Annotated in this window: 27 protein-coding genes and 1 pseudogene; 18 read left to right on the top strand and 10 right to left on the bottom strand. The window is 30.9% G+C overall.

All coding sequences use genetic code 11. From position 1 onward, the window contains the following. Positions 1 to 167 precede the first annotated feature (167 nt). Positions 168 to 959: an arsenite methyltransferase gene (arsM, locus tag CLLI_RS11650; protein WP_170063720.1), complete on the top strand. Its 792-nt coding sequence runs from the start codon at positions 168 to 170 to the stop codon at positions 957 to 959. Between the two features lie 84 nt (positions 960 to 1,043). Here the strand turns inward: arsM and CLLI_RS11660 are convergent, their stop codons facing one another. Both CLLI_RS11660 and CLLI_RS11665 read right to left on the bottom strand, forming a co-directional pair. Further along, on the bottom strand, positions 1,044 to 2,333 hold the full coding sequence (locus CLLI_RS11660) for a DUF4317 domain-containing protein (RefSeq protein WP_106064384.1): 1,290 nt from the start codon (positions 2,331 to 2,333) through the stop codon (positions 1,044 to 1,046). Between the two features lie 255 nt (positions 2,334 to 2,588). Beyond that, the gene (locus CLLI_RS11665) at positions 2,589 to 2,774 is read right to left on the bottom strand and encodes a hypothetical protein (RefSeq protein ID WP_106064385.1); all 186 of its coding nucleotides are present in this window, start codon (positions 2,772 to 2,774) and stop codon (positions 2,589 to 2,591) included. A 270-nt stretch (positions 2,775 to 3,044) separates the two neighbouring features. On the opposite strand from CLLI_RS11665, the gene CLLI_RS11670 reads away from it, so the two are divergent. Both CLLI_RS11670 and CLLI_RS11675 read left to right on the top strand, forming a co-directional pair. Continuing rightward, positions 3,045 to 3,812 carry a LytR/AlgR family response regulator transcription factor gene (locus CLLI_RS11670; RefSeq protein WP_106064386.1) on the top strand — a complete coding sequence of 256 codons (768 nt, stop codon included), beginning with the start codon at positions 3,045 to 3,047 and terminating at the stop codon, positions 3,810 to 3,812. Continuing rightward, complete coding sequence (locus tag CLLI_RS11675; RefSeq protein ID WP_106064387.1) at positions 3,799 to 5,064, top strand: sensor histidine kinase; 1,266 nt, start codon at positions 3,799 to 3,801, stop codon at positions 5,062 to 5,064. Before CLLI_RS11670 ends, CLLI_RS11675 begins: the two co-directional genes overlap by 14 nt. Positions 5,065 to 5,072: 8 nt before the next feature. Here CLLI_RS11675 and CLLI_RS11680 read toward each other — a convergent pair whose 3' ends face one another. The 3 genes from CLLI_RS11680 to CLLI_RS11690 form a co-directional block, all read right to left on the bottom strand. Beyond that, complete coding sequence (locus CLLI_RS11680) at positions 5,073 to 5,213, bottom strand: cyclic lactone autoinducer peptide (protein ID WP_106064388.1); 141 nt, start codon at positions 5,211 to 5,213, stop codon at positions 5,073 to 5,075. A gap of 80 nt (positions 5,214 to 5,293) precedes the next feature. Beyond that, on the bottom strand, positions 5,294 to 5,857 hold the full coding sequence (locus CLLI_RS11685; protein ID WP_106064389.1) for an accessory gene regulator ArgB-like protein: 564 nt from the start codon (positions 5,855 to 5,857) through the stop codon (positions 5,294 to 5,296). A gap of 229 nt (positions 5,858 to 6,086) precedes the next feature. Then, a complete protein-coding gene (locus CLLI_RS11690; protein ID WP_106064390.1) occupies positions 6,087 to 7,271 on the bottom strand; it encodes an MFS transporter in 1,185 nt (394 codons plus the stop codon). Positions 7,272 to 7,484: 213 nt separating this feature from the next. Between CLLI_RS11690 and CLLI_RS11695 the strand changes: the two genes are divergently transcribed. The 3 genes from CLLI_RS11695 to CLLI_RS11705 all read left to right on the top strand — a co-directional run bounded on the left by CLLI_RS11695 (position 7,485) and on the right by CLLI_RS11705 (position 11,160). Then, positions 7,485 to 9,065, top strand: a complete 1,581-nt coding sequence (locus tag CLLI_RS11695) for an N-acyl-D-amino-acid deacylase family protein (protein ID WP_170063721.1) — start codon at positions 7,485 to 7,487, stop codon at positions 9,063 to 9,065. A 19-nt stretch (positions 9,066 to 9,084) separates the two neighbouring features. After that, positions 9,085 to 10,416: a TRAP transporter large permease subunit gene (locus CLLI_RS11700; RefSeq protein WP_106064392.1), complete on the top strand. Its 1,332-nt coding sequence runs from the start codon at positions 9,085 to 9,087 to the stop codon at positions 10,414 to 10,416. Between the two features lie 228 nt (positions 10,417 to 10,644). Beyond that, positions 10,645 to 11,160: a cob(I)yrinic acid a,c-diamide adenosyltransferase gene (locus CLLI_RS11705; RefSeq protein WP_106064393.1), complete on the top strand. Its 516-nt coding sequence runs from the start codon at positions 10,645 to 10,647 to the stop codon at positions 11,158 to 11,160. 139 nt (positions 11,161 to 11,299) lie between these two features. Here the strand turns inward: CLLI_RS11705 and CLLI_RS11710 are convergent. Next, positions 11,300 to 11,665 (bottom strand): annotated as a pseudogene (locus tag CLLI_RS11710) (hypothetical protein); the annotation flags it as partial. 22 nt (positions 11,666 to 11,687) lie between these two features. Between CLLI_RS11710 and CLLI_RS11715 the strand changes: the two are divergent. From CLLI_RS11715 to CLLI_RS11745, 6 genes are all read left to right on the top strand, one after another. Further along, positions 11,688 to 12,431, top strand: a complete 744-nt coding sequence (locus CLLI_RS11715) for a LytR/AlgR family response regulator transcription factor (protein WP_106064394.1) — start codon at positions 11,688 to 11,690, stop codon at positions 12,429 to 12,431. Continuing rightward, on the top strand, positions 12,422 to 13,672 hold the full coding sequence (locus CLLI_RS11720) for a sensor histidine kinase (RefSeq protein ID WP_106064395.1): 1,251 nt from the start codon (positions 12,422 to 12,424) through the stop codon (positions 13,670 to 13,672). Before CLLI_RS11715 ends, CLLI_RS11720 begins: the two co-directional genes overlap by 10 nt. A gap of 229 nt (positions 13,673 to 13,901) precedes the next feature. After that, positions 13,902 to 14,270, top strand: a complete 369-nt coding sequence (locus CLLI_RS11725; protein WP_106064396.1) for a hypothetical protein — start codon at positions 13,902 to 13,904, stop codon at positions 14,268 to 14,270. 443 nt (positions 14,271 to 14,713) lie between these two features. Beyond that, complete coding sequence (locus CLLI_RS11735; protein ID WP_106064398.1) at positions 14,714 to 15,082, top strand: hypothetical protein; 369 nt, start codon at positions 14,714 to 14,716, stop codon at positions 15,080 to 15,082. A gap of 216 nt (positions 15,083 to 15,298) precedes the next feature. Next, a complete protein-coding gene (locus tag CLLI_RS11740) occupies positions 15,299 to 15,739 on the top strand; it encodes a hypothetical protein (RefSeq protein WP_106064399.1) in 441 nt (146 codons plus the stop codon). A 94-nt stretch (positions 15,740 to 15,833) separates the two neighbouring features. Continuing rightward, positions 15,834 to 16,118 (top strand): oligosaccharide flippase family protein, encoded by a 285-nt coding sequence (locus CLLI_RS11745; RefSeq protein ID WP_106064400.1) that lies wholly within the window; start codon positions 15,834 to 15,836, stop codon positions 16,116 to 16,118. Between the two features lie 42 nt (positions 16,119 to 16,160). Here the strand turns inward: CLLI_RS11745 and CLLI_RS14915 are convergent, their stop codons facing one another. From CLLI_RS14915 to CLLI_RS11755, 3 genes are all read right to left on the bottom strand, one after another. Then, complete coding sequence (locus CLLI_RS14915; RefSeq protein WP_242975596.1) at positions 16,161 to 16,472, bottom strand: RNA-guided endonuclease InsQ/TnpB family protein; 312 nt, start codon at positions 16,470 to 16,472, stop codon at positions 16,161 to 16,163. 34 nt (positions 16,473 to 16,506) lie between these two features. Then, positions 16,507 to 16,800, bottom strand: coding sequence for a helix-turn-helix domain-containing protein (locus CLLI_RS14920; protein WP_242975594.1), 294 nt, complete (start codon positions 16,798 to 16,800; stop codon positions 16,507 to 16,509). Positions 16,801 to 17,126: 326 nt separating this feature from the next. After that, positions 17,127 to 18,995, bottom strand: coding sequence for a cell wall-binding repeat-containing protein (locus CLLI_RS11755; protein WP_106064401.1), 1,869 nt, complete (start codon positions 18,993 to 18,995; stop codon positions 17,127 to 17,129). A 258-nt stretch (positions 18,996 to 19,253) separates the two neighbouring features. Here CLLI_RS11755 and CLLI_RS11760 point away from each other — a divergent pair, with 258 nt between their 5' ends. The 6 genes from CLLI_RS11760 to CLLI_RS11785 are packed head-to-tail and all read left to right on the top strand — an operon-like array spanning position 19,254 to position 22,444. After that, positions 19,254 to 19,460 (top strand): DUF1657 domain-containing protein, encoded by a 207-nt coding sequence (locus CLLI_RS11760; protein WP_106064402.1) that lies wholly within the window; start codon positions 19,254 to 19,256, stop codon positions 19,458 to 19,460. A gap of 15 nt (positions 19,461 to 19,475) precedes the next feature. Beyond that, the gene (locus CLLI_RS11765; RefSeq protein WP_106064403.1) at positions 19,476 to 20,336 is read left to right on the top strand and encodes a DUF421 domain-containing protein; all 861 of its coding nucleotides are present in this window, start codon (positions 19,476 to 19,478) and stop codon (positions 20,334 to 20,336) included. 14 nt (positions 20,337 to 20,350) lie between these two features. Beyond that, a complete protein-coding gene (spoVAC, locus tag CLLI_RS11770) occupies positions 20,351 to 20,830 on the top strand; it encodes a stage V sporulation protein AC (RefSeq protein WP_106064404.1) in 480 nt (159 codons plus the stop codon). Then, positions 20,831 to 21,832 (top strand): stage V sporulation protein AD, encoded by a 1,002-nt coding sequence (spoVAD, locus tag CLLI_RS11775; RefSeq protein WP_106064405.1) that lies wholly within the window; start codon positions 20,831 to 20,833, stop codon positions 21,830 to 21,832. A 19-nt stretch (positions 21,833 to 21,851) separates the two neighbouring features. After that, positions 21,852 to 22,205, top strand: a complete 354-nt coding sequence (gene spoVAE / locus CLLI_RS11780) for a stage V sporulation protein AE (protein ID WP_106064406.1) — start codon at positions 21,852 to 21,854, stop codon at positions 22,203 to 22,205. 32 nt (positions 22,206 to 22,237) lie between these two features. Then, a complete protein-coding gene (locus tag CLLI_RS11785; protein WP_106064407.1) occupies positions 22,238 to 22,444 on the top strand; it encodes a DUF1657 domain-containing protein in 207 nt (68 codons plus the stop codon). Between the two features lie 49 nt (positions 22,445 to 22,493). Here the strand turns inward: CLLI_RS11785 and CLLI_RS11790 are convergent, their stop codons facing one another. After that, positions 22,494 to 23,309: a CAP domain-containing protein gene (locus CLLI_RS11790; protein ID WP_242975595.1), complete on the bottom strand. Its 816-nt coding sequence runs from the start codon at positions 23,307 to 23,309 to the stop codon at positions 22,494 to 22,496. Between the last annotated feature and the right edge of the window lie 584 nt (positions 23,310 to 23,893).

Raw genomic sequence — 23,893 nt, forward strand, 5'->3', positions numbered from 1 at the left:
TGAGTGTTATAAATAGTAATTTGTTATTTAGCTAAGAACTAATAAGTAAAAAATAAGGGTTTATGAAAAAAATTCAGCAAGGCTGAATTTTCACCACAACTATTACTTCTTAGTCCTTACCTTTTACTTATCTACAAATTTCAAGAAAGAGGTCAGGAGGGAAAAACATGAGTGATTTTAAAAAGATAGATGTTAGAAATGCTGTTCGTAATAGTTATAGGAAAATAGCTATTGGAAATGTAAAAGAGAATGGCTGCTGTAGCGGAAGTATTAACCTTAAAAAATCTTCCATAGATATATCACGTAAAATTGGATATTCTGACGAAGAAATATCAACTGTTCCAGAGGGAGCTAATATGGGACTAGGTTGCGGGAATCCCCAATTAATAGCTAATATTAAAGAAGGGGAAACCGTTATAGATCTTGGAAGTGGAGGGGGATTTGACTGCTTTTTAGCTTCAAAGAAAGTTGGGACTAAGGGATATATTATTGGAGTTGACATGACTCCAGAGATGATCAATAAATCAAGGGTTATGTCTAAGAAATATGGATATAGAAATGTAGACTTTAGATTAGGTGAAATTGAAAATATTCCTGCAGCAGATAATACTGCGGATGTAATTATTTCAAATTGCGTTATAAATTTATCTCCAAATAAACAAAGGGTGTATAATGAAGCATATCGTGTATTAAAAAAAGGTGGTAGAATTGCTATTTCTGATATAGTTCTTATTAGAAAATTGACCAAGGAAATGAAGCAAGATGAGAAGCTTTATTGTGGATGAGTTACTGGGGCATCTTCAGTTGAAGAATTAAGATTATATTTAGAAAAGGCTGGGTTTAGTGATATTAGCATTGAAACCCAAGAAGTCTCAAAGGAATATGCTGAAAAATGGGGGCATAACTTAAAAGTTGGAGAATATATTATGTCTGCATCAATAAAAGCAGCAAAATTATAAGAAGATATATTATAATAAAGGGTAAAGAAAATAGCAATCTCTTTATTTTCAGATTTGCTATTTTTCTTTATTAATTCACATAACTTAAATCAAATCATCTAAACCATTAATTGTGGTCTGTTCATTCTCATTAATAGGAATAACTATGCATTTTTGACCATCAATTATTTGAGATTTTATTTCAGGTATTTTTTCAGGTTTTACTTTAAGTATAACGTCATAGGAAGCTTCTTCTAAAACCACATTATCATCATTAACCTCTGTAGACATGTGGGTTTCATCATCTGCAGCAGTTTCTTGTTTAACTTGATCAAGTCTAGCTTGAAGTGTTTCTACTTTCTTTTCAAGCTGTGCTTCCTTTTTTCTTTGAGCATTTGCCTTAAGTATTTTTGGGTCAATTAAATTCTTTGCTAAAGGCAGGTCTTCTCCAAAGTTTTCTACATAAGAATTTTCAATTTTAGTAGTAGCTTCCTCAGGAACTCCACTTTCTATTAAAAGATTTTGTACATCCTTTTGCGTTAATGTTATAGGTTCATCATCTACATCATCATATGTTGCATTGTATTCATCTACCATAGTATTTAGGTTTTCTTGTACTTCCATTAAAGTTTTCTCAGCTTTTTTTTCATCAGTGTCAATGTAATCTTTAATAATTGTTTGGAAGGTTTCCTTTTGAATAGTGGCAGTCTGTTTTGAAGAACAACCTAAAGCTTTTTCCATTAATTCAGGATGTGGATCCTTTGCATTTTTAGTGTAGTACATAATGGAGTTAACATCTGAACCACCATCAATAAAAGCAGGGAATACAAATCCAAGGGTTGGAGCATCCACCACCCAATCTCTAATACGTGATTTTATTTTTTTTTCTTCTTCGGAGTACTTAAGCCCAGGAGCCGAAAGTGAAACGGGACATATTGCACATAAAATATATTCATATACTTCTTCAGATTCATCTATTTTAGCATTATCAGTGGTTTTATTAATAACATCATAAGCATCATGGAAAACTAGTATTAAAAAATTACCAGTATAATCATAACTATCTATAATGGATTTATAAAAATCTTGAAGCAGAGCATCATCCTTTAATTGGCTTTTTTTAAGCTGCATGAGAGAAAGTTGTTTTTCATTTTCAAGATTTTCATTAAGTGGAAAGTTAAGCTCTAAAATATTATTACCAATGGTTCCAGATAGGACTTTTTTAGCAATTTCTAAATACTTAAAGTACTCATCCTCCTCTAAATTTAAAAAGTTTTCTCTAAAATTTAAAATAATATTTTTTTCACCATTAACATAGCAGCCACACATTTTGGTGAAGGTGCAATGATCTTTTTTTAAACGTTTTTTTAGCTCAAGGATATCTTTTCTCTTCATATACAAACCCCTCAATCTAGTTTTTTCTATTTAATATAACTAATGTATTATATAAGTATAGTATTTTTTTTATATTAATTAAAGATGTTATTAGGCAAAATTAAATCAGATGATAAATGTTATTATCCAAATATGTATTGAATTATTACCAATATTTGTGGTATACTTATAAAGTGGGCAGATTGCAGGACTTTGCAATTAGCTTATGACATTATAAATTAAATGTTCTTTGGTGCAATAGGAAGCTTGGCAGAGCTACTTATTGCTTTCTTTTTTGTTAAGATTTAATGTGATTTCAGAGGAAAGCTCATCATTTTTTACAGTTGTTTTTGCTTGAAATAAAGCTTTCATTATATCTTGTCTGTAACAGAAGCCAAGCAGCATAGCAACAATTCCAAGTATTGTTATACATAAAATAGGAATTATAAAATTTAGATTCATAAGATCACACTCCTTTCACAAAGATATGGATAGGTGCAATCTGCTCACTTCTTGAATAGAGTTTAGTAAATAATATATGCTTGTAGCTTAATTGTAGCATATATTATTTTGGGTTGTACTTAAAATTACATGAAAGCACCAATTGTTGTAATTAATTTCAGCGAAATGTTTAATTCAATTAACTAAAATTTTAATTTTACAGGAAGGTATTTATAAACCAATATAGAATATTTAATTAAACACAAATTATACAAAGGGGTATGATACTATATGTACAATATATTAATTTTAGAAGATGATTGTATTCAGTTGAGAACCCTGTCAGATATTATAAGACAGTCAGACGACGGCATGTATCAAGTATATGAAGCTACCAATACTGCAGAAGCTTTTGAAATAGCCAAGCAGAAGATGATTGACCTTTTTTATGTGGATATTAATTTAAAAAATGAATCAGGTCTTAGTTTTGCTCTCGAAATAAGGAAAATGAGAAACTATAGACTAACTTGGATAATATTTGTGACAATTTACAAAGAATTTATGCTTTCAGCCTTTAAGAAAATTCACTGTTATGATTATATATTAAAGCCTTATAATAAGGGAAACATTCAAAGGATAACAAAGCTTTTGCTGTCAGACAGCTGTGCACAGGCTGCCGTTACGGAAATTAAAAAGAAGTTTATAATCGTTCCTGTAAAAAACATCCAGGTAAAAATATTTATTAATGAAATAATTTTCGTAGAAGTCTTTATTAGAACTTCAATAATCCATACCATAAATGGTTCCTTCACCATAGATTATTTATCGCTTAAGAAACTAAATTCAATGATAGAAGATAAGAATATCCTTCAGAGCCATAGATCTTACTTAGTTAATATAAAATATATCAATAAGATTGAAAAAACTAATGATAAAACTGCTTACAAAATTTATTTTTATAATACCGACAAAACTGCATTATTAGGAAACAATTATAAGAAATGTATAATGGACAAGTTTAATGATGTTGTGGATGGAGAGATAGATGAGCGATTATAAGATGTTTATTCTAATATTACTTGAAGTAGGGAGCTTTATGCTGCTGTGGAACAGGTTTAATAAAAAATATGAAAAGACATTATATAAAAGTGTCATCATTGTACTTTTCACTTCATTAGTAGCGCAAATTACAAGTTGCATTTATCCTCAATTGCAGTTTTTTGTTAATTATCTGTTTTTATTTTTAGCTATTAAGTTTACATTTAAGAAAAAAATAAAGTATTTATTGTTAGAGTTCGGTTTGGTTATGGCTGTTTTTGGCATAATGCAGCTTACTTTAATAATTATATTGAGATTGTCTATTCCAGACTTTATGGCGAAGGATGATTTCATATATTTACTTATTGCAAACCTCATTTGCATGCTTTTAAGTTTATATATATATAAATATTTATCTTATGGAAAGCTAAAGATTTTTTTAAAACAGGAAAGTTCTAAAATATATTTTTTTTCTGTGAATCTTCTTATTTATATAGTAATTGCAAAATGGGTATGGAATTTTAAAAGAAATGAATTTTTAGATGTGATTGCACTGTATCTTATCATTCCTATAGTATTCATTCTGGCAAATTTGTTTTTTCTTGAGTATAATATGAAAAATAATGAAATAAAGAAGTCACTGGAGGAGTATGAGAAATATTCTGCTGTAATATCGAAGCTATTAGAAGACGTAAGAAGGAGGCAACACGATTTTAAAAATCATCTAAATACTATTTATAGCCTTGCTCTAGTATCCGATGAAAAAAATTTAAAGGAAACTATAGCACAATATATGGATTCCCTTAATACCTCCATGGAAAACATGGATAAGGTACTTCAAATAGATAATACTGTGGTAACGGCTATTCTATACAATAAAATAAATGAGGCTTCCAAGAAGGATATTGAGTTTAAATATGCCATTCAAGGGTTTTCTACATTTCCTTTTAAGGATTACGAACTTTCAGAGGTTTTAAATAATCTTTTGGATAATGCTTTTGAAGCCGTTTTAAATTCAAAAAGTGATTTGAAAAGAGTATTCTTAAATATAGGCTATCTTGAAGAGAATTATATTATAGAAATCGGAAATACAGGAGAAAGAATAGAATTTAATGATGTCGGTAAAATTTTTGATTTAGGATATACTACTAAAAAAGGAGAAAATCGTGGATACGGACTATATAACGTGAAAAAGATAGTTGAATCCTACGGAGGCAGAATTCAACTATCTTTTGAAAACAGCTATACAATTTTTAGCATTAAATTGTCATAGATTAGTCACTATTCTTCTTTCAAGCATTCTGGAATTTCAGGCTCCCCAAGAAAGAGAAAAGAGCCATACCATATAGTTACAAATGAAGTTATAGTAAGGCAAAGTGCACATAACATAGTTGCTCCTCTGAAACCCTTTGATTTTTTCATAAATTTCCTCCTTTTAGCTGGAAGCACCGAGTAGTTAATATTATACTCGTTCCCCGCTTGTAAATTATTTTTTAAATAGGCTATAGCTTCGGCTTTTTAACCAGCACAAGCTGTATATTTTGTATTAATATAGTGCTGAAGCCGCAGTTAACATAGGGAGTGCTTTCTAAAAACAATAAAATAATGATCCATAAAGCTACAGACAGAGCTGCGGTAAACTTATACTGCAGCTTTTTCTTATTACTTTTTATAGGCCTCATTACACTAAATATTGGGGCCCTAACTAAAACTATTAAAAAACTTGCTATACCAACAAGTAGATAATATACTTTAGGAAGCCTAGGAATTAATGGAGCAAGTACACTAGTTAAGATAAACATTAGTGTTGTTACAAGCAAACAATTCAGATTTCCCTTTAAGTGTACTCCACCAGCAAATACCCTTGTGGATAGAAGTATGAGTAAGGAAAAATAGAAGTATTTTTGTCTATGTATTATATTAAAGAACAGTAATAAAGAAACAATTTTAAATCCTTCACTTAAAAGTACATTTAAGCCATACTGTATTCTTGCTCTGTCTTTAACATTGTTGTAGGCTTCAGGACAAATGTAGGAGGTAAGCTGTAAAGCTAATTTATCTATCATTTTCAATGCACCACCTAGAAAGTGAAAAACACTTTAATTTTAAAATACATTCATTTAAGAAAGCTTGTTTATATAATAATACTATGATTTAAATTATGAGTTTATTACAATATGAGGATAGATTTCACTTTTTATACTTCATGAAAAAAGGGGAGTATTAGAGCGGAGAGTCATAGGATAAAAAAGCACCGGGAAGGGATGATTCCTGGTGCTTTTTATCTATATTGAATTATTTTACTTTACTTGGTGAAAGTCTGGTTGAAAGTATAATAGCTAGGATAATAAAGCATATAATCATGCCAACCACACCATTCCATCCATATAATGTCCAGAAGGTTCCGCCTGCAGTACCTCCTACACTTGAACCTACATAATAGAAGAAAAGGTAAAGTGAGGAAGCCTGTGCCTTGTCATGGGTTGCAAGGCGCCCAACCCAGCTGCTGGCAATGGAATGACCTCCGAAAAAACCAAAGGTTAACATAGCAATGCCTACAATTTTTAAAATCAAGCTGATACTTAGGGTTATTAATACCCCAACAAGCATTATAAAAAGTGCACTGAAGAGTATCTTTTGCTTTCCATGCTTGTCCGCTAAACGGCCCATCCAGGTAGAACTAAAGGTTCCTGTAAGATAGAGTACGAAAATAAAGCTTACAAGGGTGGGGCTTAAAGAATATGGCGGAGCAATCAACTGAAAGCCTATATAATTGTATAAGGAAACAAGACTTCCTAACAGTAGGAATCCAATGCAAAAAAGAGAAAGCAAGCTTGGATTTTTCAGATGACTCAGCAAGGATTTAAATAAATTCCTTATTTCTAGAGTACGGGGCTGAAAGTGCTTTGAGGGTGGAAGTTCAATTACGAACAATAGGCTTGATGCCAAGCTCAATACACCTATGGTGCAAAGTGCAACACGCCAATTAAAAATATCCGTAAGAATTCCTATGATAATACGGCCAGACATTCCACCTAAAGAGTTTCCACTAATGAATATGCCCATTGCTACTCCAAGATTTTTTTGATCAATCTCTTCACTTAAGTACGCCATGGCAATAGCAGATAATCCCGATAAAGCAAAACCCTGCAGTACACGAAGTACCAAAAGAAAGTTAAAATTTGGAGCAAATCCTGTAAGTATTGCCAGGATAGATGCAGAAAACATTGAAAATGTCATTATTGGCTTTCGACCCAATACCTCCGATAAAGAACCAACTATAAGCAGACTCACTGCCAGTGTAATTGTGGCAACTGAAAGCGAAAGGCTAGAGGCTGCGGGAGAAATATGAAATTCCCGAGACAGATAGGGAAGCAACGGCTGTGTGCTGTATAAAACTGCAAAGGTGCAGAAGCCGCCTGCAAAAAGTGCGATGCAGGCTTTTTTAAATTCATTTGAACCCTTTTCAATATAACCCATAATGATTTCACCTCAAATATATGATATAGCTATAATTTTATTACATTCTATTAACTTTGGCAATTAGTCATGATTGTTATTTTGTTTAAGTATAAATAGTATGGAATAAAGTGGAAGACAATTTCATAATATTAATATAACTTGCAAGTAGATGTGGCAGTTGTATTTAAGTCTGCAAGAGATTTTATGAAATATTCAATGGAGGTGTTTATTATGTATGATTTTGTTCTGAAAGATGGACTAGTAGTAGATGGCACAAGAAAGCCACCCTATAAGGCTTCGGTTTGTATTAAAGGTGATAAGATTGCAGAAATCACTGATGATCCAGATATTCAAGGTAATAAAATAATTAATTGCCAGGGGAAAGTTATCTCACCAGGATTTATTGATCTTCATACCCATTCAGATGCATGCCCTCTCAATTCAAAAGAATCAGAAAGTATGTTACATCAAGGAGTTACATTGGAGGTTACAGGTAATTGTGGTATTTCTTTAATTCCATCCAATAAGTCTAATCGAGAAGAGATCAGAGAATTTTTTTCAAGAACAATTGAAATAGGCATTGAAGATACATCTTTGGAAATAGACAACATGAAAGACTATATAGAAATTGCAAGCAAAAATCCATTGAGGATTAATACTGCTACATTGATTGGGCATGGCACGCTTAGAGCTTGTGTAATAGGTTTTGATGATAGAGAGCCTACAAATGAAGAACTGGATAAAATGAAAAATATGCTTCATGAAGAATTAAAGAATGGGGCATACGGTATGTCTCTAGGATTAATCTATCCACCAAGCAGCTATGGAAAATTAAATGAGTTTGTAGAACTTTCAAAAGTAATTAAGGCAAATAATGGCATATTAACTGTACACTTGCGCAGTGAAAGTAATTTAGTCTCTGAAGCTGTTGATGAAATGATTAAAGTGGCAGAACTATCAGGGGTTCATTTGCATATTTCACATCTAAAGCTTATTGGAAAACCACAATGGGGCAACTCTCAGAAACTTCTTGATAAAATTGAAGCAGCACGCCAGAGAGGATGTAATATTACTTGTGATCAATATCCATATGAAGCAACCTCAACTGGATTATCTGCACTTGTACCTGGCTGGGCGCAGGATGGTGGCAATTCAAAGATGCTTAGGAGACTTAAAACAAAAGATTCTAGGCTGCTTTTAGATATTGCATCTGAAATGGAAAGACGTGGAGGAGAAAAATGTGTAGGAATATCTTCTACACATGGTCATATTCCTGAAGTTGATGGGAAAAATATTGAGCAAATTTCAAGGATTTATAACCTATCCCCAGTAGATACTGTAATTAAAATTCTGATTCAGTGCAGCGGAGAAGTATCAGCCATATATTATTCACTTAGTTTAGTTGATGTTCTTAATATTATGAAGGAGATGGATATAGCAGTAGGAAGTGATGGATACAACTTTAGCTATGATCTTCAGTATAATCCTCACCCAAGATGTTTTGGAACATTTCCAAGGTTTTTACAGATGGTTCGAGAAAATAATTTAATGCCATTAGAAGACGCTGTATATAAAATAACAGGCCTTTCTGCTCAGATTATAAATTTACCTGATAGAGGAGTGCTTAAGGTTAACAATATAGCAGATATAACTGTTTTTGATTTTGATGAAGTAAAGGATATGTCCACATTTGTACATTCTCCAGTAAAACCTGTAGGTATCTATCATGTTTTTGTAGCTGGAGTGCCTGCACTTATTGATGGGGTAAAAACTAAAAATAAAAAAGGCAGAGTATTATTAAAAAATAATTAAAATTTTTAGGGGGAGAAAAATGGAATTAGGGAAGTATGCGTTAATTTCAGCACCATCACTATTAGCGTTAATCCCACTATTAGCATATTTAATAATGGTTTTTAGAAATAAATCCAATCTTTCAGGTTTAATTGTAGGTGTAATTGTAGCTGCTATTTTAACTGGACAAGGAATTAAAGGCTTGGCTGGAATATTTGCGGCTTCATTAGGTTCTTTTTTAGCCATAATAGGCATTATAATCATGTTTGGAAGTGGACTTGGTTACTTAATGAATAAAACAAAAGTAAGCCAAACACTTGTATACTGGATTGTAAATGGGATAGGAGTAAATACTGAAAAAAAGGGTATGGCAGCAGTTATAATTAGCTCTATTGTTATATGTGGATTACTTGGAACCTTAGCTGGCGGTAATGCAATTATTGCTCCTGTTATCATCCCTGTTGTAGCGGCAGTTGGATTAACACCAAGCGCTGTATGCACTTTATTTAAGGTTGCAGGTGAAGTTGGCCTGATAATGGGGCCGCTTACTGGAGTTACTATTGCAACTATGGGGGTTACAGGTCTTTCATATGGTAAATTAATGTTGTGGGCTGTTATTCCATTTAGCATAGTATGGCTTGGTGCTACGATTTTTGCAGTTACTAAAATCCAAAAGAAACTAAAGGGTGTTGAAGTATATGAAATAACTGAAGATATGGTTGATATTAATAAAATGGTTATAACTGCAAAAGAAAAACGTACAACAATATTATTTTTAATATCATTTGCTATTTTAGTTGGCTTTGGTGTTATTACAAAACAGGGTACGAATTATGCCATAATTGTAATGCTAATCCTGTCCTTAATTCTTACCATCAGCAGTAGACTAGAAATTGATTCTGCAATTGAAACATTTGTTGAAGGTGCATCAAAAATGACAAATATGTTCTTTGTATTTATTTTCTTTGAAGTAATGTTTAGTATGATTAATATTGGTGGTGGATTCGATGCATTAGGTAAGCTTTTGACGGGTCTGGTTTCTGGTGGAGGAAAAGCAGGAGTTTTAATCATTGCTTCTTTAGTTGGAGGATTCGGTATAGAGGCAGCTGCTGTTGCTGAAATTACAATAGTACACAAAATGTTCATCGACTTAGTCAGATCAGTTGGATTACCAATGGAAATCTGGGCTACTGCAATTCTAGCAGCTACAAGAATTACAGGATCTTTATATCCTACAGCAAACCTTGCAGGTCAGCTTGGTATTGCACGATGCAGCAATATGAAGACAGTCTTAAAAGCAGCCTGGATTGGAGCTGCGGCATTATGGGTTTGGGTTATGGTTTGGGCATTCATTGGGCCAATACTTGTGTAGGAGTATGGGAGTATGGGGACTGACCCTTGTAAAAGATTGGAAGATATAATCTACTTTATTATTTAAAGCAACTGGAGTATATGTTATATATTGTGAATGTAAACTGAAATCCCAATATAAAAGAAATTAGCATTGCAATAATGATTAATATTTGGTATTGTCTTTATCGAAGAGGAATAATATAAATCCATTTCTCTTATATTGTGAATTAATAAGGAGTGATTATACATGAGCAATATTTATACTAGAACAGGGGATAAGGGAACTACAGCTTTATTTGGTGGCAGCAGGGTAGAGAAGGATAGCCTAAAAGTTGAAGCCTATGGAACTATAGATGAATTAATTTCTAATATAGGTGCAGCTTCTTCCTTTATAAAAGATGAAGAACTTAAAGCTGAATTAGCAGACATACAAAAGAAGTTGTTTGTATTAGGTGCAGAACTTGCCAGTGATGAAAAAGGAATTAAACATCTAAAGGAACAAATTGAACAGAAGGATATAGATGATTTAGAAAAAATTATAGATAAATACATGGGAAAAGCGGGTGCTTTTAAGGGATTTGTAACCCCAGGGAAAAATACTCAGTCAGCTATGCTTCACATAGCTAGGACTGTGGCAAGAAGAGCAGAAAGAGTAATAATAACTTTGAGCAAAGAAGGTAATGTTAGAGAAGATATTAGAAAATATGTAAACCGACTTTCAGATGCCTTGTATGCTATGGCCAGATTTGAAGAGGAAAAATAGTGGTAAGAAAGTCTTTTCTCTTGTATATTAAGAAATAAATATTTACCCAAAATAGTTGTATTAGAAATTATGAAAATAAACAGAGTTCTTGGCTTTGGAGGGAGTTTTTATTTCCAATAAAGCTTAGAACTCTGTTTATTTAACACATAACAATAATTTTGTATGGTACGGTTTGAGCTGGGATACTTCTGGTGGTAGGGCCATATATAACAATTAGATATCGGTTTGAAGGATTTTGGGTAAAGGTTTGATCATTTTCAAGTATTATCTCAGTAGAGGGGGCAATATTTAATTTTAATGTATTATCGCTGCTCACCAATTGATTATCAAAATAGTCTACTTTCACATTTTCATAGGGCATATCTTCTGCCATTACAATGGCATTATATTGTGGTGGGTAAATAAGGGGAACAGGTACATTTCCATCATAGAATCCAGTTACCATATTTCCTAATGCCATAGTTGTATGGTCTACAAAGTAAGTAGTTGGTGATACAATATTATTTTTTCTGGAAGGAGACACTTTGATGATTAACATAATGATATGTGATGATTGCTTGGAAATACGGAATATTATAACTAATGTAATCAATGATTTTTATAAGGAAATTAACTTTAAAGAGTTTAATATAGTAAGTTTTGACAATTTTCATGATAGTATTGATTATGTGAGAAAAAACAATAATGAGAAGAATATATATTTATTAGATATTGATTTAAATGAAGAAAAAAATGGTTTGATTTTAGGACAAGAGATAAGGGAGTTAGATAATTATTTAGGGGAAATGATATTTATAACTAATTATTCTCATATGGGGTTTAAGGTTTTTCAGTATAAATTAAAGGTTTTGGACTTTATTGATAAAAATTATAATTTTCAGAAACAATTAAGAGAAAGTATTCTAATTGCTACTAAAATATTGAGTAAAAAAGAAAATGGACATGCAGAAAAAAAGCTGCAGATAAAGGTAGGGTCACAGATATACAATGTATTATTTAAAGATATATATTACATAGAAACTATAAAAAGTAGCCGTAAAGTTGTTTTATATACATCTAATAGCAGATTAGAATTTTACGATACATTAAAGAATTTAAGTAGTTTATTAGATGATAGATTTATCCAAATTCACAGAACAATTATAGTTAACAAAAATTATATAGAAAATGTGTGTAAAGATTATAATAATCCATATGTAGTATTGAAGGATGGAGTTAAATGTATGATTTCTAAAGATAGATTAAAAGAAGTGATGAAAAATTGGATGTAATTGGCATTAGTATTTTACATTATTATGTTTGTATATACATTGCATATAAGTTAAGTAAATGGGAGGTTAAAATAAATTTATTTAACCTTTTAACAGTAATTGTTCTATCTATAGTATTTAGCTTTTTAATTCAGGTACCATTTTTTTATAAAATAAGGATAATTCTATCCACTGTAAATACTTGTTTGATTTTTAAAATTCACTTTAAAAAAGATATTTTTACAACACTTAAAACTACTTTTTTTATAATTTTAATAATGTTGCTTTCAGAAATGTTAATAACAGCAGTTTATATTAATGTATTGCATATAGATTTTGCAAAATTGTACAATGATAAAACAACAAATATAATGTTAACTATTTCATTGGATGTTATTGCTATATTTATAACCTGTTTAAAAGAAAGGTTTATAAAATTTTATACTATAAAAGACCATAATAATTTATTTAATATATTTTTTATGATTTCTATAATAAATATGCTTATATTAAACTACTTTGCATTGTATAAGAATTTAAGTATTATAGCCTTCTGCATAACCTTTATAATATCAATAGTTTATGCGATTATTGTATTAATATTTATAAAAAAGAATTCCATAATTAATAAAAAGGAAGAGGAGTATGAAGAACTGAAATTATATACAAGCATTATAGAGGATTCAGTCAACGATACAGCAAAATTTAAACATGACTTTAACAATATAATGTTTATGATAAAAGGATACTTAGATAATAATAATTTTGAAGAATTAAAGGAATATTTCAGTGATAAAAAATTACAGGAAAATGAACCCTCAGATATTTTAAAACTTAAAAAAATTAAAAATGCTGGATTAAAGGGGCTATTAACTTATAAAGTAACAACTATAGAAGCTAACAAGATAAAGGTTTATATAGAAATATTGAATGATATAGATGAAATAAATATGGATATTATGGAGCTATGTAGAATTTTAGGAATACTCATAGATAATGCTTATGAATCAGCCAAGAATAGTGAGGAGAAATTTATAGCTATAACCTTTATGCAGCAGAAGGCTTTAAATATAACTATATTAAATAGCTGTAATGATAGTGTAAATATACCTAATATATATAGATTAGGATATTCAACTAAAGGCTCTAATCGTGGCATAGGGCTTCAAAATGTAAAAGATATTATAGATAAATATGACAATGTTTTATTGCAAACAAATTTTAATGAAGATGTGTTTATACAAGAATTGTATATAAATTGATTAGGTACCTGACCCTTTTCAAAAATTGGAAGTGTGGTGAACAATTTTTATTTTCATACATCATAAATTCAATACATAATATAGGCTATTAAGCTAATATGTGTATAATTTTATTTCAAATAAGTCTATTATTATAAGTGGAAGAAGCTTACCTAAGTGAAATTAAAAATTATTGAGAGGACAACCATATGTCTATTGGCTAGACTCCTGGTTACAAGTGGATTTAATTATGAAAACATTAAAAGTTTTAGTGATAGTTTTGTTCCCAATGTTTTTACTGTATTTATTAAATATTCTTATATTTAATAAATATCCTATGTTTCTAGGAAGTTTTTGTGGTTCAACTATATATAGTAAAAGTTTGTTTGAAATAAGCTCTTGTAACAAAGTAATAGATGATTTATTAGAAAAAGAGAAAAGAAAATTATCTACCACAGATTTTATAAATTTACTATTAGTTTTTATTATAACTGTTTTATTTACCTTTTTAATATATTTGTTATTTAATAATGGTGATTTAGGTTCTCCTTTTGGATTAACATCATTGTTTTTTGCGCTTATGGTACATTTTAAATTTCCTAAAAGATTTTTTCATTAGGTACCTGACCCCTTTTACTATAGTTAACATTTTTTCACCTGGCAAAAAACACGTAGTGCTTTTGCTATGTGTGTGGGGAATAGTGCCATATGAGGGTTCTCGTGGAATATAAATTAAACATATAATATATTTATAAAGAGGTGACTGTATATGAAGGTTGTTCCATCTATAACTTTTTTAACTGATTGGTATACAATTTTGTATTTTGCAGTTTTGATTTCTCAATTAACTTCAATATATAGCAATGCTAAGAAAGGGAAAAATCGTTTCGCAATTGCAAATATTGTTTTCATAGTAATATTTAGTTATTTGTATTTATCTAAATATTATATTCTTAAGTAATTTGAGTCTATGTAATGGCAAAAGTTTCTAGGTACCTGACCCCTTTCAAAAATTGGAAGTGGAGTGAACAATTTTTGTTGCTAAAAAGGTGGTGGTAAATAATGAAAGTCGCAAAATCAGTTTTAATACTTTCTATTCCAATACTTTTACTGTATTTATTAAACATTTTTATGTTTAACAAATATCCTTCGTTTTTCGCATGTTTTTGCGCTTCATCTATATATATACCTAGCTTGGACAAGATGAAATCTTTTAATAAACTAGAAGATAATTTCTTAAATAAAGAGAAGAAAGAATTATCTACTGAAGATTTTATTAATTTAGTATTAATTTTTATTCTAACTTTTTTATTTACTGGTTTAATATTCATATCGGGAAATCATAATGAATTGGGTTTTCCTTTTTTCGGAGCATCAATTATTTTTCTACTTATGAGTTATTTTAAATTTCCTAAAAGATTTTTTTCTTAAAAACCTAAGTATATGGATTATTTAATTTTATGATAATATTGAATCAATCATTAAAAATAGCACTAATTGTTCTATGATTTTTGGAATATTTAGTGCTATTTATCTTTTTTATTTTCATCATCATAAATCCAATACATAATATAGGCTATTAAGCTAATATGTGTATGATTTTATTTCAAATAAGTTTATTATTATAAATGGAAGAAGCTTACCTAAATGAAATTAAAAATTATTGAGAGGACAACCATATGTCTATTGGCTGGACTGCTGGTTATAAGTGGATTTAATATGAGGACATTAAAAAGCTTAATAATAGTTTTTTTCCCAATGTTTTTAATTTATTTATTAAATATTCTTATATTTAATAAATATCCTATGTTTCTAGGAAGTTTTTGTGGTTCAGCTATATATCTTAAAAGCTTATTTGGAATAAACTCTTGTGCCAAAGTAAAAGATAACTTATTAGAAAAAGAGAAAAGAAAATTATCTACTACAGATTTTATAAATTTGCTATTAGTTTTTATTATAACTGTTTTATTTACCTTTTTAATATATTTGTTATTTAATAATGGTGACTTAGGTTATCCCTTTTGGGCAACATCATTTGTTTTTGCACTTATGGTACATTTTAAATTTCCTAAAAGACTTTTTCCTTAGGTACCTGGCTATTTTCAAAAATTGGAAGTGGTTGAACGATTTTTATTGCTAAATATGATATAATTAGTTGATTTAACATTTGAAAGGAAGAATTATGGTTACTAATGATTTATCAGATTTTAAAGTGGCAGCTAAAAAAGGATTATTTCATATTTTGGGATCTAATTTTATAAATAAAGTTATTAGTTTTGGTATAGGTATAGTTTTATCAAGAATACTTAGCACTAAATTATTTGGAACATATACATATGCTCAAACTATTCTAAATACATTTTTATTATTTCAAGGGTTAGGTGCCGTATCTGCTATTCTTCAATATTGTAGTGAGATTGATAATGAGGAAAAAAAGTTATCATATGTGAACTCACCCCCACTTTAGAAGTGGTGGCTTCTTGGGTAATACCTTTTAATGAAGATAAGTTTACCAAGCTAACAAGGCAGAACCAGCCTCTTTTATATTTAGTGCTGCATTATAATCTCTATCTATAATACAGCCACAATTTTCACATTTATATATTCTATCTGATAGCTGTAACTTTTCTTTCATAGCTCCACAATTACTGCACATTTTGGAAGATGGAAACCATTTATCTATTTTGATAAGTTGCTTTCCTTTATCTTCTAACTTATACTTTAGAAAATTTCTAAATGTTCCAAACCCATTGTCGGCTAATGATTTACCTAGCTTTAAGCATTGTCCTACTGCTCTTAAGTTTATATCTTCTACTATTATTGCATCGTATGCTTTTGCTAGATTATATGATTTTTTATGAAGCCAATCTTTCCTTTGTTCTGGTTTTTTCTTTTACATTTGCAAAAGCTAATGAATCTATTTCTTTCATATACTCATAATCTTTTTTTATTATTGCTGGTGTTGGCAAGTTTATAGCCTTGTAATCAATTTTTCCATTAATAAAATTTTTCTCATGAAGCTGTTTATACAGCATATCAACATATAAGTTATACATTTTTCTACTACAACCAAAAGCTTTCTCTAGGTATACCATTTGTTCTTTATTAGGTTTTAGCCTAAATCTATACCCCTTATTTTTCTTAATCACAGATTTCCACCTCATTTAGTACTTTTCCCCTATATTTAATAATCAATACTAAACGATTAATCGAACCTAAAATAATAAGAGGGATATCCATCCCCAACCTAAGAGGATGGAAGAGTTCCACCCATTATATTAAAACATTTTAATAGTGAATTTCATCTGTTTTTTTTAGATTTACGTTTTTTTATTTCTTTTTTTATTCCTCTATAAATAGGATCACAACCAACAATAACACTTAGTGTAAATATTGATGCAGCAGATATTGAAAAAAGCTTAAAATAGATAAATGGGAGGAATATGAATTTAAGGAAAAACCTCATTCCTTATAATTATTTCTCCATATAAATTTTGTGTTCATCATGCCCATCATCAAAATAAACATAACCATCAACTATGTTTATAAATCGAGCAGGTATATCGCTTAATTTAGTTTTATCCGTGCCATCGGTTTTGATTCTATAGAGTCCAAAGTTAGGGGAAATTCCTAAGTCAACTCCCCATACAGAATAATAAATATAATTTCCTACTGTGTTTACAGAATAAAATCCTTCTATGGTAAAATCCTCATGTAATAATAGAGTCTTATTTGTACCATCGGTTTTAACCTTATATAAATTTTCGCTATCATAATAATATACCCAATTGTCTACTACATTAACTTTATAAGATGAATCCTCAGAAACCTTTGTTACATTTGATCCATCTGTTTTGAATTTATAAATGTAACGATTATAAGGCGGGGTATCAGTTTTTACTAAGCAATCTGTATAAATATAATCTCCAGATATAGTGAATCTTTGTCCACCACCTAAAATTGATTTATCCTGTATATTTATTTTTTGGTCTAAAGTACCATCAGTTTTTACTTTATAGAAATAACTTACACCAGTGTCTATGTTGTAATATATCCAATCCCCTATTACCTGCATGGAAAATATACCATGCTTGGAAAATATTTTTGTTTTAGAGGTGCCGTCTGTTTTTACCTTGTATATATCACCTTTAATAAAGTCTAAATAATATATCCAACCATCAACTACATTAATATAGGAGGCATTATCATCCGTTATTTTTATTGGATTTGATCCATCCAGATTCATTTTGTGCAGTTTATATTTTCCGTCAACAAGAATACTGGTATAAATATAATTTCCTTCCTTTGCTATGGAACCAAAGTTTACTATGTTTGCAGAAGTGTTTCCTATATAATTTTTATTCACTAGGTTTTCTATTAAAGATGAAGGGACAACTCCTTCACCACCAAGAATAATTAAATTACTTCTAGTTGGTATTAATCTTTCATTAGTAAATTCCAAAGTTTTTTCAGAAGGAGATTTACTTATTAACATAATAGGTGATGAAGTAATTGATGCTAAGGCAGAACCGGAAAGAGCATCAGGAAAATTTTCACCTGAAGCAATGAACACTTTGTCTAAGTTTAATTCATCTGAAAAGTTCTTTATTATTGAGATATTTGTATCATATCTATTTTGTCCAGATAATCTTAATGTGTTTGAAAAGTCTTTTTCAATATTACTGCTTAAAACACCTGTACCACCTAATATATAAGCTTTTAAGATACTTTTTTCTTTTAAATAATTTTTAACTTTGTCCGGTAATGCTTCTTTTGGTGACAATATAATTGGTATTTGTTTCTTAGCTGCAATAGGGGCTATTGAAAGAGCATCTGCAAAACCATAACCATTTGAAATAACAACTTCATTGAAATTTTCTAGTTTGTCCGCAATTTTTAATGAAGTTTCATATCTATCCTGTCCAGCTAAACGATTACACTTGATTCCCATGGTAGTTAATTGATTTTCTACATTTTCAGAAATAACACCTGTACCGCCTATAATAAAAATTTCTTTAACTCCTAATTTTGTAATTTGTTTTTTACAGTTATCACTTAAACCATTTTTAGAAGATAAAAAAATAGGAGAATTATATTTTTTAGCAAGTGGAACAGAACAAAGAGCGTCAGGGAAATTTTCTCCTGAAGCAATAATTGCAGTAGGGGAACTAGTCCAACCTTCCTTTGAAATGGATATAGAGGTTTCATATCTATCTTTTCCATAAATACGATTTAATTCAGCGGCATGAACATTTGATGACATACTAAAAAGTGCAGCACTAGCAATTACAAAGGTTTTTACTAATAATTTTACATATGCTTTTTTATTTTGTATAATAACCACCCCTTATTATAAGTATATTTTTTATTAACATTGTAAACTATTTGTAAACAATTTTCCAATTTATTTGGATTAGTATTTCCATAGCAATTTAAGCCAACTAAGCCAATTGAAGTTATTTTCTTGCAGCTGGTTTTTAAAATTCTATTGCTTCCTTTCGCATATAAAAATTTTTGTAGTTAATACTAAGATTAAAGTAGTAATATTTTACGAAATTTTGATAATAATAATTTTAGCTAACTATTTAAGGAGTTGAGGGTTATGACAGTAGGTTCAAAGGTGAAACAAACATTGGCTAACTTAAAGGGAGTTGAAAGTACCCTAAAAATTTATTCCTTGCAGAGTAGAAATAAGGAAGAGACAAAGGTCTATAAAGAAGCACTTGAGACTACGGAATTAGTTATTAAGGATATAGAAGACAGATTAAAAACATTAGAGTTTGAAGAACCACAATACAGAGAAAATTAAGAGAGGAAAATGCCTATGCAGAATTGGGTTATGATACTTTTAAGAACTGCAGTTTTGTTTTTTGTAACTTTATGGATAATGAGAATTATTGGAGAGAGGAGTGTGTCAAGGATAACCCCTTTTAAATTTGTAAGCTATATGGTTATTGCCATTATTGTTTCATTGATTTCTTTGGGTGCTATAACAAATATTGTCTTTGGATTTATTGCATTAGCGGTTTGGATAGCACTTTCTATAGCGCTGGATTACTTATCCATAAAAAGCAAATGGGTTCATGACTTTATAAATGGAAGAGAAACCATACTGATAAAAGACGGTAAGATTATGGAAAACAATTTAATGCATGTTAGGTACTCTGGTGAGGAACTATTAAGAGAATTGCGATCAAAAAATGCCTTTAATTTAGCAGATGTTGAGTTTGCAGTAATGGAATCAACAGGAGATATTAATGTTTTATTAAAGTCAGATAGAAAACCTATTACAGCTAAGGATTTACAAAGAAAAGTTGCACCTTGGTCCCAGCCCCAGACTGTAATATTAGATGGTAATATTTTGGATGATTCATTGACGGATATGGGACTTGATAGGGAATGGCTAAAAGTTCAACTATCAACCTCAGCAGTGTCACTGGATAATGTGTTCATTGGCCAAGTGGATTCCTCTGGGGATTTGTTTATAGATCTTTTTGATGATTCAATTGAAGTTGCACAGCCTAAAGTTAAAGAGATGCTTTATGCAAGTATGTCAAAGGTTCAGGCTGATTTACTATGTTTTTCATTAGAAACAGAGGATATGAAAACTAGAAGAATGTATTTAAATAATGCCAATAAACTAAAGAAAATCATGGATAAACTAGAGCCTTATTTATTACGTTAGAAGGTGTTGAGATTATGTCAAATAAAAAAAAGAAAAAATTAACTCCTATTCAGCAGGAATATCAAGATTTTGCCAAGGACAGGGAGCCAAAACCACAAGTTTTAAAAAATTGTATAAGAGCTTTTTTAGTTGGAGGAATTATATGCACTATAGGTCAGGGGCTGCAATGGTTTTTCATGAAATACTTTAATTTTACAAAAGAAACCGCTGGGAATCCTGCATCTGCTGTGTTAATAATAATTTCTATTTTACTTACAGGCTTTGGAGTTTATGATCATATTGCACAATGGGCTGGAGCGGGTACTGCTGTTCCTGTTACAGGTTTTGCAAATACCATGGCTTCTGCTGCTATTGAACATAGAACTGAAGGTTATGTTTTAGGAGTGGGAGGAAATATGTTTAAACTCTCTGGAGCTGTAATTGTTTATGGAGTTTTTTCAGCTTTTGTTGTTGCAATATTAAAGTTAACTATAAAGTGGTTAGGTGGGATGTAAATGCTTAAGGGTCATCAAACATGGGTTTTTGATTCTAAACCAGTAATAATATCCTCTGCTGCAGTTGGAGGGGCATTTGAAGCTGAAGGAGCATTGGCAGAGGATTTTGATATTCTTCATGAGGATATATGGTTAGGACAGGACAGCTTTGAAAAGGCAGAAAAAAAACTATTGGAAGAAGCCTGTGAAACAGCTATTAGCAAAGCCAAGATGAAAAAAGAAGATGTACAATTTTTTATAAGTGGAGATTTAATGAATCAAATTATTTCCAGTAGTTTTGCGGCTCGCACATTAGGTATGCCTTTTTTGGGAATTTTTGGAGCTTGTTCTAGTTCTATGGAAGGTCTTGCACTAGCTTCTTTACTAATTGATAGTAAGTCAGCAGAATATGTAGTAGCAGGTGCATCCAGCCACAATGTAGCAGCGGAAAAACAATTCAGATATCCTACAGAATATGGGGGACAAAAGCCGCCAACTGCTCAATGGACAGTAACTGGAGCGGGAGCAGCTTTAGTAGCACAAAAAGGTGATGGACCAAAAGTGAGCTGTGCTACCATAGGCAAAGTAGTAGATATGGGAATCTCGGACCCATTTAACATGGGAGCTGCCATGGCACCAGCAGCAGTGGATACAATAGAGGCACACTTTAGAGATTTAAATATAGACCCCTCCTATTACGATTTAATTGCTACGGGAGATTTAGGAAGTGTTGGGCATAGCATTGCTGGTGACTTATTAGATAAACATGGTTTAAAAATCCTAAAACATAGATTTACTGATTGCGGACTATTGATTTATAACAAGGATCAGCCTGTAATGGCTGGTGGCAGCGGATGTGGATGTTCTGCTGTAGTTACCTATGGCCATTTACTTAAACGCATGAAAAAAGGCGAATTGAAAAAGATATTGATTGTAGCCACAGGGGCACTATTATCTCCATTGTCCTATCAACAAAAAGAAAGTATACCTTGTATTGCTCATGCAGTATCTATAGAGATGTAAAGAAAGGTGCTGGTTGAAATTGTGGATTTTTGTTTGGTCATTTATTGTTGGTGGAATTATATGTGTTATTGGTCAGATAATGATGGATGTTTTTAAACTTACACCAGCTCATACCATGACTACATTAGTTGTAGTAGGAGCCATATTAGGCGGTTTAGGATTGTACGATCCATTAGTGAAGTTTGCAGGTGCAGGTGCTTCTGTACCAATAATGAGTTTTGGTAATTCCCTAGTAAAAGGAGCACTAATGGAGGCTGAGAAGTTTGGTATTATTGGAGTGCTCACTGGTATATTTGAAATTACAAGTTCAGGTATATCTGCAGCCATAATATTTTCATTTTTAGCTTCATTAATATTTAAACCAAAAGGTTAATATAACAAAATACTTGAAGGGAGGTGAGAATGATGACAGTAGGAACACAGATGCAGCAAGCTATAGCTGGTATTCAATCAGCAGCAGCTACAATGAAAACTTTTGCATTGGAAACAGATGATAAAAATGCACAAAAGGAATTTCAGCAGTTAGCTCAAACTTTTGAAAACTCATTACAAGTTTTACAGAAAAGACAAAAATATATTGAACAGCAGGAACCTCAATATAAGCAGCAGTAAACTAAATGAACTTATAATTAAAAAGAAGTGCACAGCACTTCTTTTTATACTATCTAGGTTTACTAATAAACATCTGTGAAAACATATTTCCGTAAGGGCCTCCTGCTTTAATGCCTATACCTATATGAGTATAGTTAGGATTTAATATGTTTTGTCTGTGACCAGGAGAATTCATTAATGCGTTTTCAGCATTTTCTACACTTTGATTACCTGCAATATTTTCTCCTGCTTGAACGAATTTAATACCAAAGGATTTCATCATATCAAATGGGCTTCCATACTTAGGAGAATTATGACTAAAATAATTATTATCTATCATATCCTGAGCCTTAGTCCTAGCCACATTAGCTAATTGCATATCAACTGTTAAAGGTGGTAAATTATTTTGGGCTCGAGCTTCATTCACCAAGTTTACCATTTTTTGTTCTGCATCAGTTAGTGTAGTAGAAGTTGTTTCAGTAGCTGGTGTTTTAGGCGTATTTGTTCCCTGTGGGACTGTCCCAGAGGTATCAGGTGTGGTAGTTGGCTTTTTATCCTCAGCTACTATTGGTGTACATTGTGACTTAGGAACGAATCCGATATTATTGTCAGGAAGTTTTACAGCAAACCAATCTGAAACTTGGCTTACTACATCAAAGGTATTATCTTTATTTGATTTTTGGGCCACAGGGGCATTACCTGAACAACCTGTTCTTACATTTGCTGTATCAGAAGTAATTTTTACTCTTTCAATGTCTCCCATTTTAGAAACGGAAGATTCTACGCCACCTATAGCTTGCTGCTTTTGCGGCTTTTGCTGTTGTGCACATGAAGTAGCACAAATGGATGATATAATTAATGTTAAAGCAATAAGCTGCTTTTTCACATAACTCACTCCTTTATTTTAATATTTAGTACATATAAATAGTATTAGTAGAATTTCAAATTTTATTAGAAAAATTTCATAAAACATGATAAAAAAATTTTTAGCTTAAATACTTGTCCAGGTGTATCTATAATAGTATTTTTAACAAATAAATAGAAAATAGAAGTATCTTAAATATAATTTGGATTCAATGGGATTATAAATAAAAATATAGTTTAAGTACCGTGGTATGATATATTTTGTTCCCAAGAAAACACATTCATCAGCGAATTAATTGATGAAAAATAAATTTAAAAAATGTGTTGACAAAGGAATTTAGAAATGATAATCTATATAAGCTGTCACATGATAGCAATGGTCTTTGAAAATTAAACAGAGAAGAGAAACCAGTCAATTCTTAACAGGTAACTGTTAAAATAGCGATGAGCTAAAAAATTGACAGAAACGAGCAGTACAAGGAATGTGGTGCAGTGAGGAGCGGAGTTTACTTCAGTAAATGAGCACCGGAGCAAGCCAACATGACGAAGTAATGCGAAGTTTATGGCAATTTTTGATTAAACTTTTAAATTGAGAGTTTGATCCTG

This window comes from Clostridium liquoris, from assembly GCF_002995785.1.
Classification (GTDB): domain Bacteria; phylum Bacillota; class Clostridia; order Clostridiales; family Clostridiaceae; genus Clostridium_AO; species Clostridium_AO liquoris.

Coding starts and splice junctions, on each gene's coding strand:
- CLLI_RS11760 (WP_106064402.1), top strand. CDS start 19,254: ATGACAGTAGGTTCAAAGGTGAAACAAACATTGGCTAACTTAAAGGGA.
- CLLI_RS11670 (WP_106064386.1), top strand. CDS start 3,045: ATGTACAATATATTAATTTTAGAAGATGATTGTATTCAGTTGAGAACC.
- CLLI_RS11785 (WP_106064407.1), top strand. CDS start 22,238: ATGACAGTAGGAACACAGATGCAGCAAGCTATAGCTGGTATTCAATCA.
- CLLI_RS11705 (WP_106064393.1), top strand. CDS start 10,645: ATGAGCAATATTTATACTAGAACAGGGGATAAGGGAACTACAGCTTTA.
- CLLI_RS11725 (WP_106064396.1), top strand. CDS start 13,902: ATGAAAACATTAAAAGTTTTAGTGATAGTTTTGTTCCCAATGTTTTTA.
- spoVAC (WP_106064404.1), top strand. CDS start 20,351: ATGTCAAATAAAAAAAAGAAAAAATTAACTCCTATTCAGCAGGAATAT.
- CLLI_RS11745 (WP_106064400.1), top strand. CDS start 15,834: ATGGTTACTAATGATTTATCAGATTTTAAAGTGGCAGCTAAAAAAGGA.
- CLLI_RS11665 (WP_106064385.1), bottom strand. CDS start 2,774: ATGAATCTAAATTTTATAATTCCTATTTTATGTATAACAATACTTGGA.
- CLLI_RS11715 (WP_106064394.1), top strand. CDS start 11,688: ATGATTAACATAATGATATGTGATGATTGCTTGGAAATACGGAATATT.
- CLLI_RS11765 (WP_106064403.1), top strand. CDS start 19,476: ATGCAGAATTGGGTTATGATACTTTTAAGAACTGCAGTTTTGTTTTTT.
- CLLI_RS11675 (WP_106064387.1), top strand. CDS start 3,799: ATGAGCGATTATAAGATGTTTATTCTAATATTACTTGAAGTAGGGAGC.
- spoVAD (WP_106064405.1), top strand. CDS start 20,831: ATGCTTAAGGGTCATCAAACATGGGTTTTTGATTCTAAACCAGTAATA.
- CLLI_RS11695 (WP_170063721.1), top strand. CDS start 7,485: ATGTATGATTTTGTTCTGAAAGATGGACTAGTAGTAGATGGCACAAGA.
- CLLI_RS11700 (WP_106064392.1), top strand. CDS start 9,085: ATGGAATTAGGGAAGTATGCGTTAATTTCAGCACCATCACTATTAGCG.
- CLLI_RS11680 (WP_106064388.1), bottom strand. CDS start 5,213: ATGAAAAAATCAAAGGGTTTCAGAGGAGCAACTATGTTATGTGCACTT.
- CLLI_RS11690 (WP_106064390.1), bottom strand. CDS start 7,271: ATGGGTTATATTGAAAAGGGTTCAAATGAATTTAAAAAAGCCTGCATC.
- CLLI_RS11685 (WP_106064389.1), bottom strand. CDS start 5,857: ATGATAGATAAATTAGCTTTACAGCTTACCTCCTACATTTGTCCTGAA.
- CLLI_RS11740 (WP_106064399.1), top strand. CDS start 15,299: ATGAAATTAAAAATTATTGAGAGGACAACCATATGTCTATTGGCTGGA.
- CLLI_RS11660 (WP_106064384.1), bottom strand. CDS start 2,333: ATGAAGAGAAAAGATATCCTTGAGCTAAAAAAACGTTTAAAAAAAGAT.
- CLLI_RS11735 (WP_106064398.1), top strand. CDS start 14,714: ATGAAAGTCGCAAAATCAGTTTTAATACTTTCTATTCCAATACTTTTA.